Annotated in this window: 14 protein-coding genes and 2 pseudogenes; 4 read left to right on the plus strand and 12 right to left on the minus strand. The window is 70.0% G+C overall.

The window, feature by feature from the left end; all coding sequences use genetic code 11:
* Nucleotides 1–115: 115 nt before the first annotated feature.
* The 3 genes from AB0O07_RS18825 to AB0O07_RS18835 all read right to left on the minus strand — a co-directional run bounded on the left by AB0O07_RS18825 (nt 116) and on the right by AB0O07_RS18835 (nt 2,263).
* On the minus strand, nt 116–739 hold the full coding sequence (locus AB0O07_RS18825) for a TetR/AcrR family transcriptional regulator (RefSeq protein WP_365634378.1): 624 nt from the start codon (nt 737–739) through the stop codon (nt 116–118).
* Between the two features lie 114 nt (nt 740–853).
* Nucleotides 854–1,519 (minus strand): hypothetical protein, encoded by a 666-nt coding sequence (locus AB0O07_RS18830; RefSeq protein WP_365634381.1) that lies wholly within the window; start codon nt 1,517–1,519, stop codon nt 854–856.
* A gap of 102 nt (nt 1,520–1,621) precedes the next feature.
* Nucleotides 1,622–2,263: a hypothetical protein gene (locus tag AB0O07_RS18835; RefSeq protein ID WP_365634384.1), complete on the minus strand. Its 642-nt coding sequence runs from the start codon at nt 2,261–2,263 to the stop codon at nt 1,622–1,624.
* 130 nt (nt 2,264–2,393) lie between these two features.
* On the opposite strand from AB0O07_RS18835, the gene AB0O07_RS18840 reads away from it, so the two are divergent.
* Together AB0O07_RS18840 and AB0O07_RS18845 are read left to right on the plus strand one after the other, a co-directional pair.
* A complete protein-coding gene (locus AB0O07_RS18840; protein ID WP_365635271.1) occupies nt 2,394–3,824 on the plus strand; it encodes a histidine kinase in 1,431 nt (476 codons plus the stop codon).
* On the plus strand, nt 3,821–4,483 hold the full coding sequence (locus tag AB0O07_RS18845; RefSeq protein ID WP_365634387.1) for a response regulator transcription factor: 663 nt from the start codon (nt 3,821–3,823) through the stop codon (nt 4,481–4,483). Before AB0O07_RS18840 ends, AB0O07_RS18845 begins: the two co-directional genes overlap by 4 nt.
* A gap of 92 nt (nt 4,484–4,575) precedes the next feature.
* Here AB0O07_RS18845 and AB0O07_RS18850 read toward each other — a convergent pair whose 3' ends face one another.
* The 4 genes and pseudogenes from AB0O07_RS18850 to AB0O07_RS18865 all read right to left on the minus strand — a co-directional run bounded on the left by AB0O07_RS18850 (nt 4,576) and on the right by AB0O07_RS18865 (nt 8,903).
* Nucleotides 4,576–5,244: a response regulator transcription factor gene (locus tag AB0O07_RS18850; protein ID WP_365634390.1), complete on the minus strand. Its 669-nt coding sequence runs from the start codon at nt 5,242–5,244 to the stop codon at nt 4,576–4,578.
* Nucleotides 5,245–5,363: 119 nt separating this feature from the next.
* Nucleotides 5,364–6,560: a histidine kinase gene (locus AB0O07_RS18855; RefSeq protein ID WP_365635273.1), complete on the minus strand. Its 1,197-nt coding sequence runs from the start codon at nt 6,558–6,560 to the stop codon at nt 5,364–5,366.
* Nucleotides 6,561–6,766: 206 nt separating this feature from the next.
* A pseudogene (locus AB0O07_RS18860) lies at nt 6,767–7,570 on the minus strand (type II CAAX endopeptidase family protein); the annotation flags it as partial.
* A 52-nt stretch (nt 7,571–7,622) separates the two neighbouring features.
* Nucleotides 7,623–8,903, minus strand: a complete 1,281-nt coding sequence (locus AB0O07_RS18865; protein ID WP_365634392.1) for an MFS transporter — start codon at nt 8,901–8,903, stop codon at nt 7,623–7,625.
* 233 nt (nt 8,904–9,136) lie between these two features.
* Here AB0O07_RS18865 and AB0O07_RS18870 point away from each other — a divergent pair.
* Nucleotides 9,137–9,256 (plus strand): annotated as a pseudogene (locus AB0O07_RS18870) (pyridoxamine 5'-phosphate oxidase); the annotation flags it as partial.
* A gap of 172 nt (nt 9,257–9,428) precedes the next feature.
* Here AB0O07_RS18870 and AB0O07_RS18875 read toward each other — a convergent pair.
* Nucleotides 9,429–10,289: a helix-turn-helix transcriptional regulator gene (locus AB0O07_RS18875; protein WP_365634395.1), complete on the minus strand. Its 861-nt coding sequence runs from the start codon at nt 10,287–10,289 to the stop codon at nt 9,429–9,431.
* A gap of 74 nt (nt 10,290–10,363) precedes the next feature.
* Between AB0O07_RS18875 and AB0O07_RS18880 the strand changes: the two genes are divergently transcribed.
* The gene (locus AB0O07_RS18880; RefSeq protein ID WP_365634398.1) at nt 10,364–11,491 is read left to right on the plus strand and encodes an aldehyde reductase; all 1,128 of its coding nucleotides are present in this window, start codon (nt 10,364–10,366) and stop codon (nt 11,489–11,491) included.
* 450 nt (nt 11,492–11,941) lie between these two features.
* Here AB0O07_RS18880 and AB0O07_RS18885 read toward each other — a convergent pair whose 3' ends face one another.
* The 4 genes from AB0O07_RS18885 to AB0O07_RS18900 all read right to left on the minus strand — a co-directional run bounded on the left by AB0O07_RS18885 (nt 11,942) and on the right by AB0O07_RS18900 (nt 13,903).
* Complete coding sequence (locus AB0O07_RS18885; protein ID WP_365634401.1) at nt 11,942–12,226, minus strand: hypothetical protein; 285 nt, start codon at nt 12,224–12,226, stop codon at nt 11,942–11,944.
* Nucleotides 12,227–12,588: 362 nt separating this feature from the next.
* Nucleotides 12,589–12,912, minus strand: a complete 324-nt coding sequence (locus tag AB0O07_RS18890; protein WP_365634404.1) for a hypothetical protein — start codon at nt 12,910–12,912, stop codon at nt 12,589–12,591.
* The gene (locus AB0O07_RS18895) at nt 12,909–13,130 is read right to left on the minus strand and encodes a hypothetical protein (RefSeq protein WP_365634407.1); all 222 of its coding nucleotides are present in this window, start codon (nt 13,128–13,130) and stop codon (nt 12,909–12,911) included. Before AB0O07_RS18895 ends, AB0O07_RS18890 begins: the two co-directional genes overlap by 4 nt.
* A 245-nt stretch (nt 13,131–13,375) precedes the next feature.
* Nucleotides 13,376–13,903 (minus strand): transposase, encoded by a 528-nt coding sequence (locus tag AB0O07_RS18900; protein ID WP_365634410.1) that lies wholly within the window; start codon nt 13,901–13,903, stop codon nt 13,376–13,378.
* Between the last annotated feature and the right edge of the window lie 446 nt (nt 13,904–14,349).

Below are 14,349 nucleotides of genomic sequence, written 5' to 3' on the forward strand. Positions count from 1 at the left end.
GCGTTCGTCTCCGCCCCGCGCCAGCGGGGATGACCCCATCCAGAGGATCTCGGCCTCGGTCGCCGGCCGTCCGGTGTGCCCCGCGCCAGCGGGGACGAAGGGCCCCAGGCCCCCCTCACCCCCCAGCAGCCCAGTGGCGCAGCGCCATGTCGGCTACCCGTTGCAGTTCGGCGCGGGTCGCGCCGCTCGCTGCCTGGACGGCGATTCCGTTGGCCACGGCCATGACGTAACGGGCCAGCTCGGCCGGGGTGGTGTCCGGGGGCAGGGGGTCGCCCTCGGCGGCGGCGTGTTCGAAGCGGGTCCGGAGTTCTGCCAGCGCGTCGTTGCGCCAGGCGGTCAGCGTGTCCCGGCCGGCGCGGCCCGGGGCGCCCGCCGCCAGGGAGCCCTGGACGCCCAGGCAGCCGGCCGGGCTCCCGGGGGTGGTCGTGGCGTGGACGGAACCGTTCAGGAACGCCGTGGCCACCTCCCGCGCCGTCGGTTCCAGCAGGGCACGCGTACCGTACGACGCGGGGCCCCTGGTGTACCGCTTCAGGGCCTTCCTGAACAGGTCCTCCTTGTTGCCGAAGGCCGCGTACATGCTGGTCCGGGTGATCCCCATCGCCTCGGTCAGGTCAGTCAGGCTCGCGCCCTCGTAACCCTGCTCCCAGAACACCCGCATCGCGCGTTCCAGCGCCTCGTCCGCGTCGAACTCCCTGGGCCGGCCGATCGGGGCCCGCTGTGTCTTCGGCTCGCTCTCCATGCGGCCGATCCTATCGTTCCGTATCGATTGGTACGGAAAATGGTGTGCCGGTCGGTCCCTGGTCGGTCCCCGGTCGCGCCGGATGACCGTCCCGCGCTCCCGGTCTCCGTACGATCAGCCGCTGATCGTACGGAGGAAGTGGTCGGCGTCGTCCGGGCGGTGCAGTTGGCCCAGTTCCAGCCAGGAACCGTCCGGGAAGCGGAGCCGGAACGTGGCGAAGCCGCGCGGCTGGCCCGCGTCGCCCTCGGCGCGGACCTCGGTGTGCGCGTACTCCCTGACGGTCTGGAAGTTGTCCGCCCTCGTCGCGAAGAGCCGGCGGCCCGGCGACGCGGCCACATGGATACGGTCGCTGCCCAGCAGCACCAGGCGCCGGGCGTTGGGCGAGTCGGCGTACCAGCGCAGGAGCAGTTGGCCGGCGGCCAGGTTCCAGTCGCCGTCGAAGACGCGGTTCGGCGGAGGACGCCGCTCGGCGCGCCGCTTGGCGCCGCCGTTGCCGCTGCCGCCGGAACGCTGGGCGCGGTCCTGCTTCCCCGCCAGCAGCCGGTCCAGCGCCTTGTCGAGCTGGTCGATCAGCATCAGGGGGATGAAGATGAAGCAGCCCACCACGATCGCGACGTAATACAGCCAGTGGTGCTTCGGCTTGAGGCGGACCTTGCCGGCGGCCCGCTGAATCTCCTTGGGCGGCGTGGGGATGGGCCCGTGCAGCTCGCACCAGACCAGGGCCACGGGATCCTCGCCGAGTATCTTCCGGGCCTGCCGCCGGACCTTGCGTTTCGCCATGGCCGGTGATCCTAATGCGGACCGGTTTCCTCGGCGCGCGCGGGGGCACCGCATGGACCTGCCAAACGGTCGGCCGGCGAGCGTCCCCGGCCACGGCAGTGGTCAGCGCTTTTCGCGGCGGCCCCGGATGCTCAGGGCGATCACGGAGACAAGGAACCAGAAGGCGCCGAAGGCCGAGTACCCGGCGACGGAGGACAGGTCGCTCGTCGCCGAGGCGGACATGACGGCGAAGGACGCTCCGGCGAAGACGGACAGCCCGCCGCTGATGACCATGGGCCACTGCGCACCGACGGTACGCCGGCGCCGTACCGCCACGGCAAGCTGGATCGCTCCGGCGAGGAGGGCCCAGACGCCGAACACGAGCAGGGCCGTCCCGATGGTGGAGAAGACGGCGATGACCATCCCGGCGGTGGCGGCGAGGCCGAGAGCCACGTTGGCGGTACCGGCGCGGTCGGTACCGGCGCGGTCGGTGCTGGTGCCCCTTTCGGTGCCCCTTTCCGTGTCCCTTTCGGCGTCGGCTGCGGCGCTGGTCATACGGTGTTCGAGGAGCGTGGCGACGACGTCCCACAGGGGGTAGACGACGAGCAGTACGGCCGCGATCGCCGTGGGCCTGTCCGGCGACACGAGCGAGGCGGATGTGGTGACGACGAGCGTCACCCACACCAGGGAGAAGACGACTCGGATCAGGTGGAGCGATCGGAGTCCGGAGAGTGTCGTGTTCGGCGTCGCTGTGCGGTGAGTCATCGGGTGTCCCGTGTGGTGATCGTGACGGTGTGAGACGGTCGCCTCGGGGAGGAGTCTCGGGGGCATCGGGACGGACCGCGTACTTCGAACGAAGTACATGGCCGCAGCACCGGTCGACGACAATCAGGCCATGGTCAAGGCGGAGAAGAGTCAGGACGGGCCGGGAGCACCCCTGTGGACCCCCTTGTGGGTCCGCCGCCCCGAGGCGCTGCACCTCGTCGCCCACGTGGTGGCCGCGCTCGTGTTCACCGGGCAGATCGTCGCGGTGGTCCTGCGCGGCTCGGACGGGCCGACGGCCCTCTCCGTCCTCCTCGCCGGCGGCGGCGTAGTCCTCTCCTGGCGGTGGCCGTGGGCCGGGCTCGTCGTGGCGGGCGCGGCGTCCTTCGCCGTCACGGCGGTGGGCCACGACCCGCTGTCGGTGTGGATGATGGCGGTGCTCGTGCTGTTCTCGGCCACCCTCAGGGGGAAGCGGCCGCTGGTGGGGACCGGCATCGTGGCGGCGTTCTTCCTGGGGGCGTTCATGACGGTGGGAGGATTCCGCGGCGGCGCGGTCGTCGGAGCCGCCGCGCTCTTCTCCGCCGTGGCGGGCGGCGCGACCGGGGCCGCGCTCCGCATCCACCGGGAGCACTGGCTCACCCTGGAGGAACGCGCCGACATGGCCATCGCCACCCGCGAGATCGAAGCCACCCGGCGGGTGACCGAGGAACGGCTCCGTATCGCCCGCGACCTCCACGACGTCATCGGCCACCAGGTCGCGATGTTGAGCCTGCACCTCGGCGCCGCGGAGATCGGGCTGCCCGAGGGCGCGGAGTCGTCGCGGGAGGCCATCGTCTCGGCCAGGTCCAGCGCCCGTACGGTCATCGTCGAGACGCAACGGATCCTCGCGCTCCTGCGGATCGGGGACGCCGCCGGGGACGCCGTATCCGAGGCCGCCGGGGGCGCCGTCGGGGGTACCGCCGGGGGTGCCGCCGGGGGCGAGGCGCTCCGGCCGGCACCGGCACTCAGCGGCCTGGAGGGGCTGATCGCCTCCTACGCGGGCATCGGCCTCGACGTCCGGTCCTCCGTGCACATCCCGGAGGGTTTCGTGGAGCCGAGCGTCGGGGTGACGGTCTACCGGGTCGTACAGGAAGCGCTCACGAACGCGTACCGGCATGGGGAGGGGGCGGCGACGGTGGACGTACGCGAGCGCGACGGCAGGATCTGCGTCACCGTGGAGAACGGCGTCGGGCATGCGGTGCGCGGTTCCGGTTCGGGAGGCGGTTCCGGTTCCGGTTCGGCTTCGGGAAGCGGCTCCGGTACGGGTTCGGGAAGCGGCTCCGGTTCGGGTTCGGGAAGCGGCTCCGGTACGGGCGTCAGCTCGGCCGGCGGCTCCGGCTCCGGTACGCACCCCGCCCCCGGTAACCGCCCCGCCCCCGGTACCCGCCCCGGCTCCGGCGGCGGACTCGGACTCCTCGGGATGCGGGAACGCGTCGAGTCCTCCAGCGGGCGGCTGACCATCGACGACGGCAACGGACGCTTCCGGATCCACGCGGAGTTCAGCCCCCTGGGAGTCGCCCTGTGACCACGCGCATTCTGATCGTCGACGACCAGGCCGAGATCAGGGCCGGTATCAGAGTGATGCTCCGGCCCGATCCCGCCCTCGTCGTCGTGGGCGATCTCTCCGACGGCCTCCAGGTCGTCCCCTTCCTCCGCCGCCACCCCGTCGACCTGGTCCTGATGGACATCCGGATGCCCGGTATCGACGGGGTCGAAGCCACCCGCCGGATCCGCGCGGAGCACCCGCCCGAGAGGACGCGCGTGATCGTGCTGACCACTTTCGACCAGGACGACATCGTTCTCGCCGCACTTCGCGCGGGCGCCAACGGTTTCCTGAGCAAAACGGTCAGCCCCGCCGAACTCGTCGCCGGGATCACCGAGGTCGTCGGCGGTGGCGGCGCGCTGTCGGCAGCCGCCACGGCCGCGCTCATCGGACACATGACCGACAGTCCGCCCCCGGCGGTCGACCGGGAGCTGCTGCGCCGCTTCGACGCCCTGACCCCGAGGGAACGGGACGTGGTCGCCCTCGTCGCGGGCGGGCTCGGCAACGACGAGATCGCGGCGCGGATGTCGGTGTCGCCGTTCACCGTGAAGACGCACGCGGTACGGGCGATGACGAAGGTCGGCGCGCGGGACCGGGCACAGCTCGTCTCGTTCACCTTCCGGGCGGGCCTCTACCCGTGACCTTCCGGGCGGGCCCCTACCCATGACCTTCCGGTGACCTTCCGGGCCCGTGAATCCGCCGGGCAACAGGCTGCCGGGGCCTCCCACCAGAGCTACGTCACCAGGCCCTGCCGGTACGCGTACACCACCGCCTGCACCCTGTCCCGCAGCCCGAGTTTGCTCAGGATGCGGGAGACGAACGTCTTGACCGTCTCCTGGCTGATCACCAGCGCCGCGGCGATCTCACTGTTGGAGTTCCCGTCCGCGATGAGCCGCAGCACCTCCAACTCCCGTGGCGTCAGCGGAAGATCGTCCGGGGCCGGGTGGCCGGCGGGCCGGATCCGGGCGGCGTATCTCCCGACGAGGCGGCGGGTCACCTCGGGGTCCAGCAGGGCCGAGCCCGCGGCCACCGTACGGATGCCGTGCAGGAGCTGGGACGGGGGCGCGTCCTTGAGGAGGAAGCCGCTGGCCCCCGCGCGCAGCGCCTCGTACACGTACTCGTCCAGGTTGAACGTGGTCACCACGAGCACCTTCACCGGCCGCGCCACCCCGGAGCCGGCCAGCAGCCTGGTCGCCTGGATGCCGTCGAGCACCGGCATCCGTACGTCCATCACCACCACGTCCGGGCGGAGCCGGGCGGCCAGGTCGACCGCGGCCCGCCCGTCCGCGCACTCGCCCGCGACCTCCAGATCGGGCTGGGCGTCGACGATGGTGGCGAGGCCGGTACGGATGAGGACCTGGTCGTCGCAGATGAGCACCCGGATCGGCGCGGTCCCGCCCACGGCGTTACGGTCGGCTTCCGCCCCGCTTCCGGCCCGGCTCCCGGAGGTACGGTCCGCTTCCACCCCGCTTCCGCTTCCGCCCCCGACTCCGCCCCCGTTCCCGTTCCCCGTCCCCCCGGTCAAAGCGTGCTCTCCGCCGGTATCCGCGCCCGTACGACGAAACCGCCACCCGCGACCGGCCCCGCGCTGAACTCGCCGCCCAGCCCGTCGACCCGCTCCCGGAGCCCGGCCAGCCCGCGCCCGCTCCCGCCGACGCCACCACCGGGACCTGCCCCCGAACTACCGCCTGCCCCGGGGGCGTTCGTGCTGACCTCCACGGAGATCTCCCTCTCGCCGTGCCGCACGAGGACCGATGTGCGGTGCCCGTGAGCGTACTTGAGGGCGTTGGTCAGCGCCTCCTGCACCACCCGGTACGCGACGAATCCGGCCCGGCCACCCCCTCCTCCCCCCGCCCGGGCCCCCTCCTCCCGGAACTCCACCGGCTGCCCGGCCCTCCGCACGTCCTCCACCAGCGCGAGGATGCGGTCCACCGACGGCACGCCGCCGTCGACGCCATGGTCGGGGTTGAGCACGTCGAGGAGGTGGCGCAGATCCGTGATGGCCCGGCGCCCGGTGTCGGTGATGGCGCCCAGGGACTGGCCGAGCCGTTCGGGTGCGGCGGTCAGATAGCGGGCCGCCTCCGCCTGCACGACCATCGCCGTCACATGGTGGGTCACGACATCGTGGAGTTCCCGGGCGATGAGGGTGCGTTCGGCGGCCCGCGAGTCCTCGGCGATCCGGCGCCGGCGCTCGGCCTCCGCGAACCGGATCGAGCGCAGCCACGCCCCGGCGCCCCAGACCAGGGCCAACGCCAGGAAGAACGTGGCCAGTTCGTCCGGCGTCTCGCCGGTCGCCCCCGGGGTCGTCGTACCGAGCCGGTACAGCGCCACCGCCAGCGCCGCGTACGCGACGGAGAAGAGCGCCGCAGTGAGCCACCGGCGCCGTTCCAGATGGGCCCCCGTGCTCAGCACCGCGATGGAGAACCCGGTGCCCGCGAGGGAGTGGTAGCCGCGGAGCTGGTCGACGGCGAAGCCGACCGACGTCAGGGCGAGGCAGAGTGCCGGCATCCTGCGGCGCACGGCGAGCGGGAAGCATTCGAGGGCGAGCGCGACGACGGCGAGGGCGTCGTACGGTCGTGCCGGCAACCCGCCGACCTGCGTTCCGTGGCTCTGGAAGGCCGGGATGAGCGAACCGACGAGGAGCAGCAGCCCCAGCGGCAGGTCCCGGACCGTGACGTCGAGCCGACGCCACCAGTCCGGGACCCGCGGATGCCGCAGTCGCCGCAGTCGCCGCACCTCTCGGCGGACTCGCTGAAGTCGGATCACCGGGGAAGTGTAGGGGCGTCGGCAGACGCGGTACGGTCCTCCCCGGTACGGGCTTGGTCGGTACGGGCCTCCCCGGTACCGGCGTCCTCGGTACGGCCCTCTCCGGCGCGGCCCTCTCCGATACGCGCCTGCCCGTTCCGCTCCTGTCCGACACCGGCCCGCTCAGCCCGCCGCCGAGGAACCAGATTCCCGCGCCGCCGCGCCAGCCACAGGAACGCGAGGGTCACCAGCACCCCGAACGTCACCGTGTAGAGGCTCCCCTCCGGGCCGAACTCGCCGCCTGTCAGCAGCGCGGAGCCCGAGGTCGACGAGTCCAGCAGCCCCTGTGAGGTGCCGTTCCCCGAGACCTCGGCGCTGAAGATGCCGCCCAGGGCGAAGTTCCAGCCGAAGTGGAGCCCGATCGGCACCCAGAGATTGCGCGTGGCGATGTACGCGGCGGCGAGCATGCCGCCCGCCTCGATGGCGATGGCGATCGCGCCCCACAGGCCGGCGTTCGGGTTGGCCAGGTGCATCAGCCCGAAGAGCAGCCCGGTCAGGACGAAGGAGATCCAGGTACCGGCGACTTCCTCGACGAGCCGGAACAGGACGCCCCGGAAGAGGACCTCCTCGGTCGCCGCGGCGGCGGCCATGAACCCGAGCAGCCCGATGGCGCCCGGCACCGAGCCGAGGCCGTGGACCTCGTACCCCCCGAGGAACGCGATGTTCACCATGACCAGGGCGCACACCCCGACGCCGATCAGAACCCCGCGCCCCAGCGCGCCGACCGCCCCCTCCCGGGCCACCTCCGTGGACGGGCGGCGCTCGGTCTTCCGTACCACCCACCCGTACACGAGCACCGCGAGTACGGCCGACACCGTGCCGACGAAGAGTGTGAGCCAGGGGTTCTCGCTCACCGCGGCGGTGGCCTGACCGCCGATCGCGGCGACCGCTACGACAGCCAGGAGCTGCCAGACAACCCTCATGAACCCATGCCTCCTTCGAGCCCCGCGGCGCTCTGCCGCGACGACCCGAACGCTACGGAGAGGGCGCCCCGGAATCGTCACCGCGCGGAGGACACTCCCCCGTAGCTCGCACGGGGGACACCGCAGGACCAGCCCGTGAAACCGACGCCCCTGCGGAAAGAGGGCGGGCCTGCTCCTGTGCCCGGCCCCGATAAACGGCAACCCCCATGACCCCAAGCGCCCCCACCGTGATCCCGGCACCGGCATACAGCGGCGAGGCGTACCCGAGACCCGCGGTGATGGCGAGGCCGCCGAGCCAGGCGCCCAGGGCGTTGCCGACGTTGGACGCGGAGACATTGGCACTGGCGGCCAGCGCGGCGCCCTGCGCGTAGTCGGTGACCCGGGTGATCATCCCCGGCACGCTCGCGAACCCGAACGCACCCATCAGGAACACCAGCACAACGGAGGCCGCCGCACTACCGGCCAACGCCCCGAAAAGCCCCAGCGTGACAGCGAGCCCGAACAGCGAGAGGAGCAGCGCGCGGTCCCGGTCCCGGTCGGCGGCGCGCCCTCCGACGAGATTGCCGACGACCAGACCGACCCCGTACACCATGAGCAGCCAGGCGACATCGCCCGAGGAGAAGCCGCTGACCTCGGTGAACGTATACGCGATGTAGCTGAACGCCCCGAACATCCCGCCGTATCCGAGCGCGGTGGCGCCCAGCGTCAACCAGACCTGTGCCGACTTGAACGTACGGATCTGATCCCGCACCCCCAGCGGCCCCGGCGAACCTCCCCCCGCTTCCCCCGCCCAGGCCGGAACCAGCAGCACGATCCCCATCAGGGCGAGCACTCCGATTCCGGTGACCGCCCAGAACGCCGCCCGCCACCCCCAGCGCTCCCCGACCAGCGCCCCGAACGGCACCCCCAGCACATTCGCCACCGTCAGCCCGGCGAACATCACCGCCACCGCCCGCGACTTCCGCTCCGGCGCGACCAGACTCCGCGCGACGAGCGACCCGATCCCGAAGAACGACCCGTGACAGAGCGCCGCGACAACCCGCCCGACCAGCATGACCTGATAGCCGGGCGCGACCGCCGAGAGCAGATTCCCCACGACGAAGAGCCCCACGAGCCCGACCAGCACCGTCTTACGGGGCAGCCGCGCCGTGGCGGCGGTGAGCAGGATCGCCCCGACGGCCACACTCAGCGCGTACCCGGAGATCAGCCACCCCGCCGCGGCCTCGGACACCCCGAGATCCCCCGCCACCTGCGGCAGCAGCCCGGCGATCAGAAACTCGGTCAGCCCGATCCCGAACCCGCCCAGAGCCAACGCCACCAGCCCCACAGGCACCCCAGCTCCTCGTAGCCCCACTCACCCGTCCCCCGTCCCCCGTCCCCCGTCACCCGCCCCCCTCCCGTCATTCGTGGCGCGACCCTAACCAACCAGCCACAGAACGAACAGACCGACGTGCGCCCTCGGTCACGGGGAGTAGGCCCTGAGCCCCAGGCGCACCGGCCCCCACGTGGCTAGGTCGTCCCTCATGAAGCCCCCGACCCGGATCGCACCGGAGCCCCCGCCCGAGACCACGCGAGGAAGAGGGGCCCTTCCTGTACCTGCGCGTGCTCCCGAAAACCGTCCTCGCGTGGCGCGGCGAGCCGGAACCGCGCGGCAGGGTCATCATGCGCGCCGGCACATGGCTCGACGCCGAAGGGGAGTTGCTCGCGGCGGGTGAGGGCCAGGGTGGTCCTGCCCACCGCGGCCATCGCGGTGCCCTGGTGGTCGGAGAGGAGGAAGGAGAAGCCGCTGCCGACGCGCGATCGGCTCCGCGCCGAGGCACCCGTGCCACGCGGCGAAGTGTTGCTCGCGGGTGCTGGTTCAGACCGTGTCCGAGGGGGCCGTGGTGGTTCCGGAAGTCGTAGGACCGAGCGCTGCGGAGGCGAGCAGGCCCAGCTTTTCGGCGCTCGGGGAGCCGGGGTCGGGGTGGTAGATGACGAGCATGATGCCGTCGGTTCCGTTGATGAGGAGCTTCTCGCGGTCCAGTGTGACGGGGCCGAGCTGGGGGTGGTCGAAGGTGATGGTGGCACTGGTTCGCGGGTTTCCGGCGTCATGGCGGGCCCACAGACGTCTGAACTGCGGGCTGGCGACCGAGAGCTCGCCGACCAGCTCGATCACACGCGGGTCGTCGGCATCGGTGCCGACCGAGTTGCGGAAGCTCGCGACCAGACCGGCGGTGGTCCCCTCCCATGCGGGGAACATCGCCGCTTCGGCCTCGTCGAGGAAGACGTCCCTGAGCCGGTTGCGCCCCACGGCCAGGCGTGGTGAGAACGCGGAGGCCAGAGCGTTGGCGGCCAGGACGTCGAGGTAGCGGCCCTCGACGAACGCCGGCAGGTTCAGTGTGTGCACCAGCCGGGCTGTGCTCGGCGGGACGGTCTCACGGCGCGGACGCCGGCTTCTCCGTCGGGGCCGGACCGCCACGAGGCCGAGGAGGTAGGTCTCGTCCTCGATCAGCAGTGTCCGGGCGATGGACTGGAGTACCTGGACCGAGGGATGGCGGTCGCGACCCTGTTCCAGCCGCAGGTAGTACTCGGCGCTGATGCCCGAGAGCATCGCGACCTCCTCCCGGCGCAGCCCCGGGACACGGCGTGCTCCCAGGACCGGGATGCCGGCCTGCTCGGGCGTGACGAGGTCGCGGCGGGCGCGCAGGTACTCGCCCAGCAGATTCGTCTTCTCGCCCATGGCCACCAGCGTAGGCGCGGCAGGAGGCGGGTGCCTGTCCCTGCCGCTACCAGGATCACGAGGGACCTGCCGGAATGGGCCCGCGCACCCGCATCCTGGCCAGGACAGGTGCGGACAGGCACAAGTCACGCATCGTATATATCGCATATCAGACGGGAGTGGGCGGAATGTTCCGGCAGTGCGTTCTGGTGACCGGAGGATCGGGCTTCATCGGAGGTCACGTCATCCTCGAAGCACTCGCCCGGGGGCATCGGGTGCGGGCCACCGTCCGCACCCTCGACCGTGCGGAATCCGTCCGTGCCGCCCTGACCACGGCAGGCATGACGGCCGGTGACCGCCTTGAGTTCGCCGCCGCAGATCTGACCTGTGACGACGGCTGGCCGGAGGCGCTCGACGGCATCGGCCACGTCATCCACGTAGCCTCACCGGTCATGCCGGGCCATGTGGAGGACGAGACACAGATCATCGACCCGGCCCGCGAGGGCACCCTTCGCGTACTGCGGGCGGCCAGCGCCGCCGGGGTGACCCGGGTCGTGCTGACCTCGGCGTTCCACGCCGTCGCCTGGGGACACCCGCACGACGGCCACGTGTTCACCGAGGAGGACTGGACCGTCCCCGACGGGCCCGGAACCGACGCCTACGGGCGCAGCAAAACTCTGGCCGAGCGCGCGGCATGGGAATTCACCGCCGCCGGGGGCGGACACCCGGAACTGGTCACGCTGCTCCCGGTCGCCGTGATGGGCGCGGCCCTGGGCACGCAGCTCTCCGGCGGCAACCTCATGATCCAGCGATTGCTGGCCGGCAGCGTGCCCGGCCTGCTGAACCTGTCGTTCCCCGTCGTCGACGTGCGCGACGTCGCCGCGGCGCACGTCACCGCCATGACCGCTCCCGAAGCCGCCGGCCAGCGGATCCTGCTGGGCAGCGACCCCGCGCTGACGATGGCGCAGATCGCCGAGATCCTGCGGACCGAACTCGGGCCGGCCGCCGACCGCGTACCGGCCCAGACGATCCCCGATGACGCTGTGCGGGCCGGCGCCGCCACCAGCCCCGCGCTCGCCTCGGCCGCGCAAAACCTCGGCTACACCCGGCACTTCACCACCGACAAAGCACACAGGATCCTCGGCTGGAACCCGCGCCCGAGCGCAGAGGCCGTCGCATCCGCGGGCCGCAGCATGGTCGACAAAGGGCTCGTCGACCGGTGACACCGCACGCCCGGACCGGCCGCGAAACCGCGGCACCGAAACGCGAAAGCCGCGGATACTGCTGCACCAACGCCCCCCCTGGAAGCTGGTGGGAGGAGATGCGGGAACAGGGCTGTCCGGCGCGACCGCATCGGCGCCGGCGCCCACGGCAGCAGGAATCTTCGAGACGAGCCTCAATTCGTTGACCCCCGTCTGCCGTCGGCCCGCGCCATCACGCGATGGATCCTCACCCCATCCCAGCGCCCTGCCCGAGGGCGACCGGGTCCAGCCCGAAGTCGTCCCGGTGAACTGCACCAGACCGACGATGCTTGGCGAGCACATGTGTTCCTTCGGGTACATGAGCGCGCCCACCTCAAGCGATCAGCTTGCGTCCTGGACCGAAGCGGCCACCTCTATGGGCAACCTCTCCACCCTCCGGCTCTTCACCCAGCCTCTCGAACCAGACACCCGTCAGGTGAGTCCAGCGACCAGTTCCACGATTACCCCTGTTGTCCCGAGGGCGGCCACACCCCCGCCCACGAAACGAAGGGTTTTCGGCGTTGCGCTGCCTACGAAGCCGAGAGTCATTTTCGAGGTCACCTCGTAGAAACGGTCTGCACTGTCCTTGAGGTTGAAGGCAAGGGCGAAACCGACCATTGCAAGTAGCGCGCAAAAAATGATGGAAGTGATGTCGGCTCCGGGGGAAGTGCGCGCACTCGCTGCTGCGTATGTGTCGAAGTGGGCGTCGGGTCTCATCCTGTTTCCTTATGTGAGCATGATGAAGATGGCTCCCAGTAGGGCGCCGACTCCGAAAAGGCTGAAGGCTATTCCGAATAGCGCGAGCTGTGTTCGCGTTTCCGGTGTGGAGTGCTGCTCGAATTCTGAAATCCTGCGTGGGTGATCCACGTTGCTCTGGCCCGGGCTGCGGAATTTTCTCAGGAAGGATATTCCCGTGAGGGTGAATATTGATCCGATGGAGATGAGCAGGATCATCTGCCCGCTCCCGGACATCTGATTTCTGGTTGCTTCTGCGAGGTGCATTGGTTTCCTCTGGTCCCGGCGGTCGCCTCGCAGGTGGTGAAGGTCCTCGCGGGCGCGTCGTCCGCGAGGATATCTATTCAGCCCCCCAGGGCTGCCGCCGTGATCACGCACGCTGTAGCGCCGACAGTGCAGACATCGGCGATCCACGAGACGGTGAGCTTCTTCGTCATCTGTGCTTGAGGCGCCGTCTTGCGCCTACGCTTCACCCGCTGCTCGATGCGCTCCGCGGAACGGGCGGCAGATCCGACGAAGCTGTCGATGACCGACCCGCCGAATGCCGTGCAATGGATCTCGTCCCCTGTTCTCGTGACCAGATTCAGTGTTTCGCCACCCCCGCCCCGCACCTCCGTGACAGCGCCGTACGGAACCGTGTAGGTGACCAACGGGTTGACGACCGTCACGACGGCGCGCCCGAGCACGATATGCGAGCCCAAGACGCGTCGATGAGTGCGATGGTGAACAGGCAGGCGGCCACGCCGAATGTCGGGCCGCTCTCGAAGCTGTAGGTGAGGCTGATCGTCAGGCCCGCCGCAGCCAGTCCAAAAGCGATGGTGGAGACCCACGACAGGATCTTGAACGATATCCGCCGGAGGGTCTCGTTCTCGCGATCCTTGAACACTGCTCTTCCCTTCCTGAAAGTGCGCACCGCAGGGGTGGGGGAGTGCGACGACTCCTCCGCCCCTGCTGGTGTTTCGATCAACAGGCTCCTCCACCGACGCCACGTACTCCAGGGACCTTGGTCCGGTAAGCCGAAGGGAAACGGGCGATTGCGTTGCCCTGATATGCCGAGACCAGCCTGACCGTCAGACTCGCCTAACCAACGACACGACACGAGTTCACCCTGAGTAGCCTCTGTTACAACGGCTAACACAATGAGTTGAGTTGTCGGTGGCTGATCAGGCAGCAGGTGAGTCTGGGGAACGCTTCGTGTATGTCGGCCCGTCGTTCCCAGCGGATCCGCAGGCGTCGGAAGCCGTGCAGCCAGGCGAAGGTTCCCTCCACCGCCCAGCGGTAGGTGCCCGTCGGTGCCGTGTTGTGTTCCGCGGCGGGCGATGGCGAGGACGATGCCGCGATCGCGGACCTGGTCGCGGTAGATGTCGTAGCCGCGGTCGGCGAACGGCGAGTCGGGCCTGCGGCGCGGCCCGACCCGAAACCCAGCTCCTGCGGGAGGTACTCCCACTGGATCCCGGTGTGCAGCACGTACAGGACCCCGCACAGCACCTCCCGGTCCGGTAACGCCTTGCGGCCCGGGTACCGAAAGCGCCGTTCACGCTGCGGCAGCAGCGGCCCCAGGCGGTCCCACAGCTCATCCGACACGATCCAAGGCGATGTCCCCACACCAGGCCGAACGCTCAACTCCTGTCCCGGACACGGCAACCAGGGGCGGTCCACCTCATTGTGTTAGCCGTTGTTAGAGGAAGAGATTATGCCAAGCCGCCAGTGATCCACTTCCTTGCTTTTTCTGTAGAATACATTCGGCTGTACGGGATCGCATAGCGCAACGAAAATATCCCCCTTTCCTAGGTTAATTTCCCTAGCGAATGATGTGTCGTCCTTTCCTCGGCGAGTTACGATGAATTTTATTTTATGAATCCCCGGCTTGAGTTCTGTGAATTTGGGGAGTCTTTCGACTTTGCTGCACGCGCAAAGCTGCTCTCCGCTTTCGCTGACCCAGACAGTGCTCCAGTGGGGAGAAATGCTGCGTGGCGGCTCTCTGATTTCGGCGTGCAGTAGGAGGCCTGTTTGGCCCTTTTTGAGGGCCCTGTGCAACCGAATTCGTGCGCCCCAAGGGATTTTTTCGCCTTCCTTGAGTTCTTGCGTTCTGGGTGCGTCCGTCA

This window comes from Streptomyces sp. NPDC093085 (assembly GCF_040683935.1).
In the GTDB taxonomy this organism is placed as follows: domain Bacteria; phylum Actinomycetota; class Actinomycetes; order Streptomycetales; family Streptomycetaceae; genus Streptomyces.

Bases quoted from the DNA above. Each gene is read 5' to 3' on its own strand.
- AB0O07_RS18825 (WP_365634378.1), bottom strand. From the start codon at position 739: ATGGAGAGCGAGCCGAAGACACAGCGGGCCCCGATCGGCCGGCCCAGG.
- AB0O07_RS18830 (WP_365634381.1), bottom strand. From the start codon at position 1,519: ATGGCGAAACGCAAGGTCCGGCGGCAGGCCCGGAAGATACTCGGCGAG.
- AB0O07_RS18835 (WP_365634384.1), bottom strand. From the start codon at position 2,263: ATGACTCACCGCACAGCGACGCCGAACACGACACTCTCCGGACTCCGA.
- AB0O07_RS18840 (WP_365635271.1), top strand. From the start codon at position 2,394: ATGGTCAAGGCGGAGAAGAGTCAGGACGGGCCGGGAGCACCCCTGTGG.
- AB0O07_RS18875 (WP_365634395.1), bottom strand. From the start codon at position 10,289: ATGGGCGAGAAGACGAATCTGCTGGGCGAGTACCTGCGCGCCCGCCGC.
- AB0O07_RS18880 (WP_365634398.1), top strand. From the start codon at position 10,364: ATGGGCCCGCGCACCCGCATCCTGGCCAGGACAGGTGCGGACAGGCAC.
- AB0O07_RS18885 (WP_365634401.1), bottom strand. From the start codon at position 12,226: ATGAGACCCGACGCCCACTTCGACACATACGCAGCAGCGAGTGCGCGC.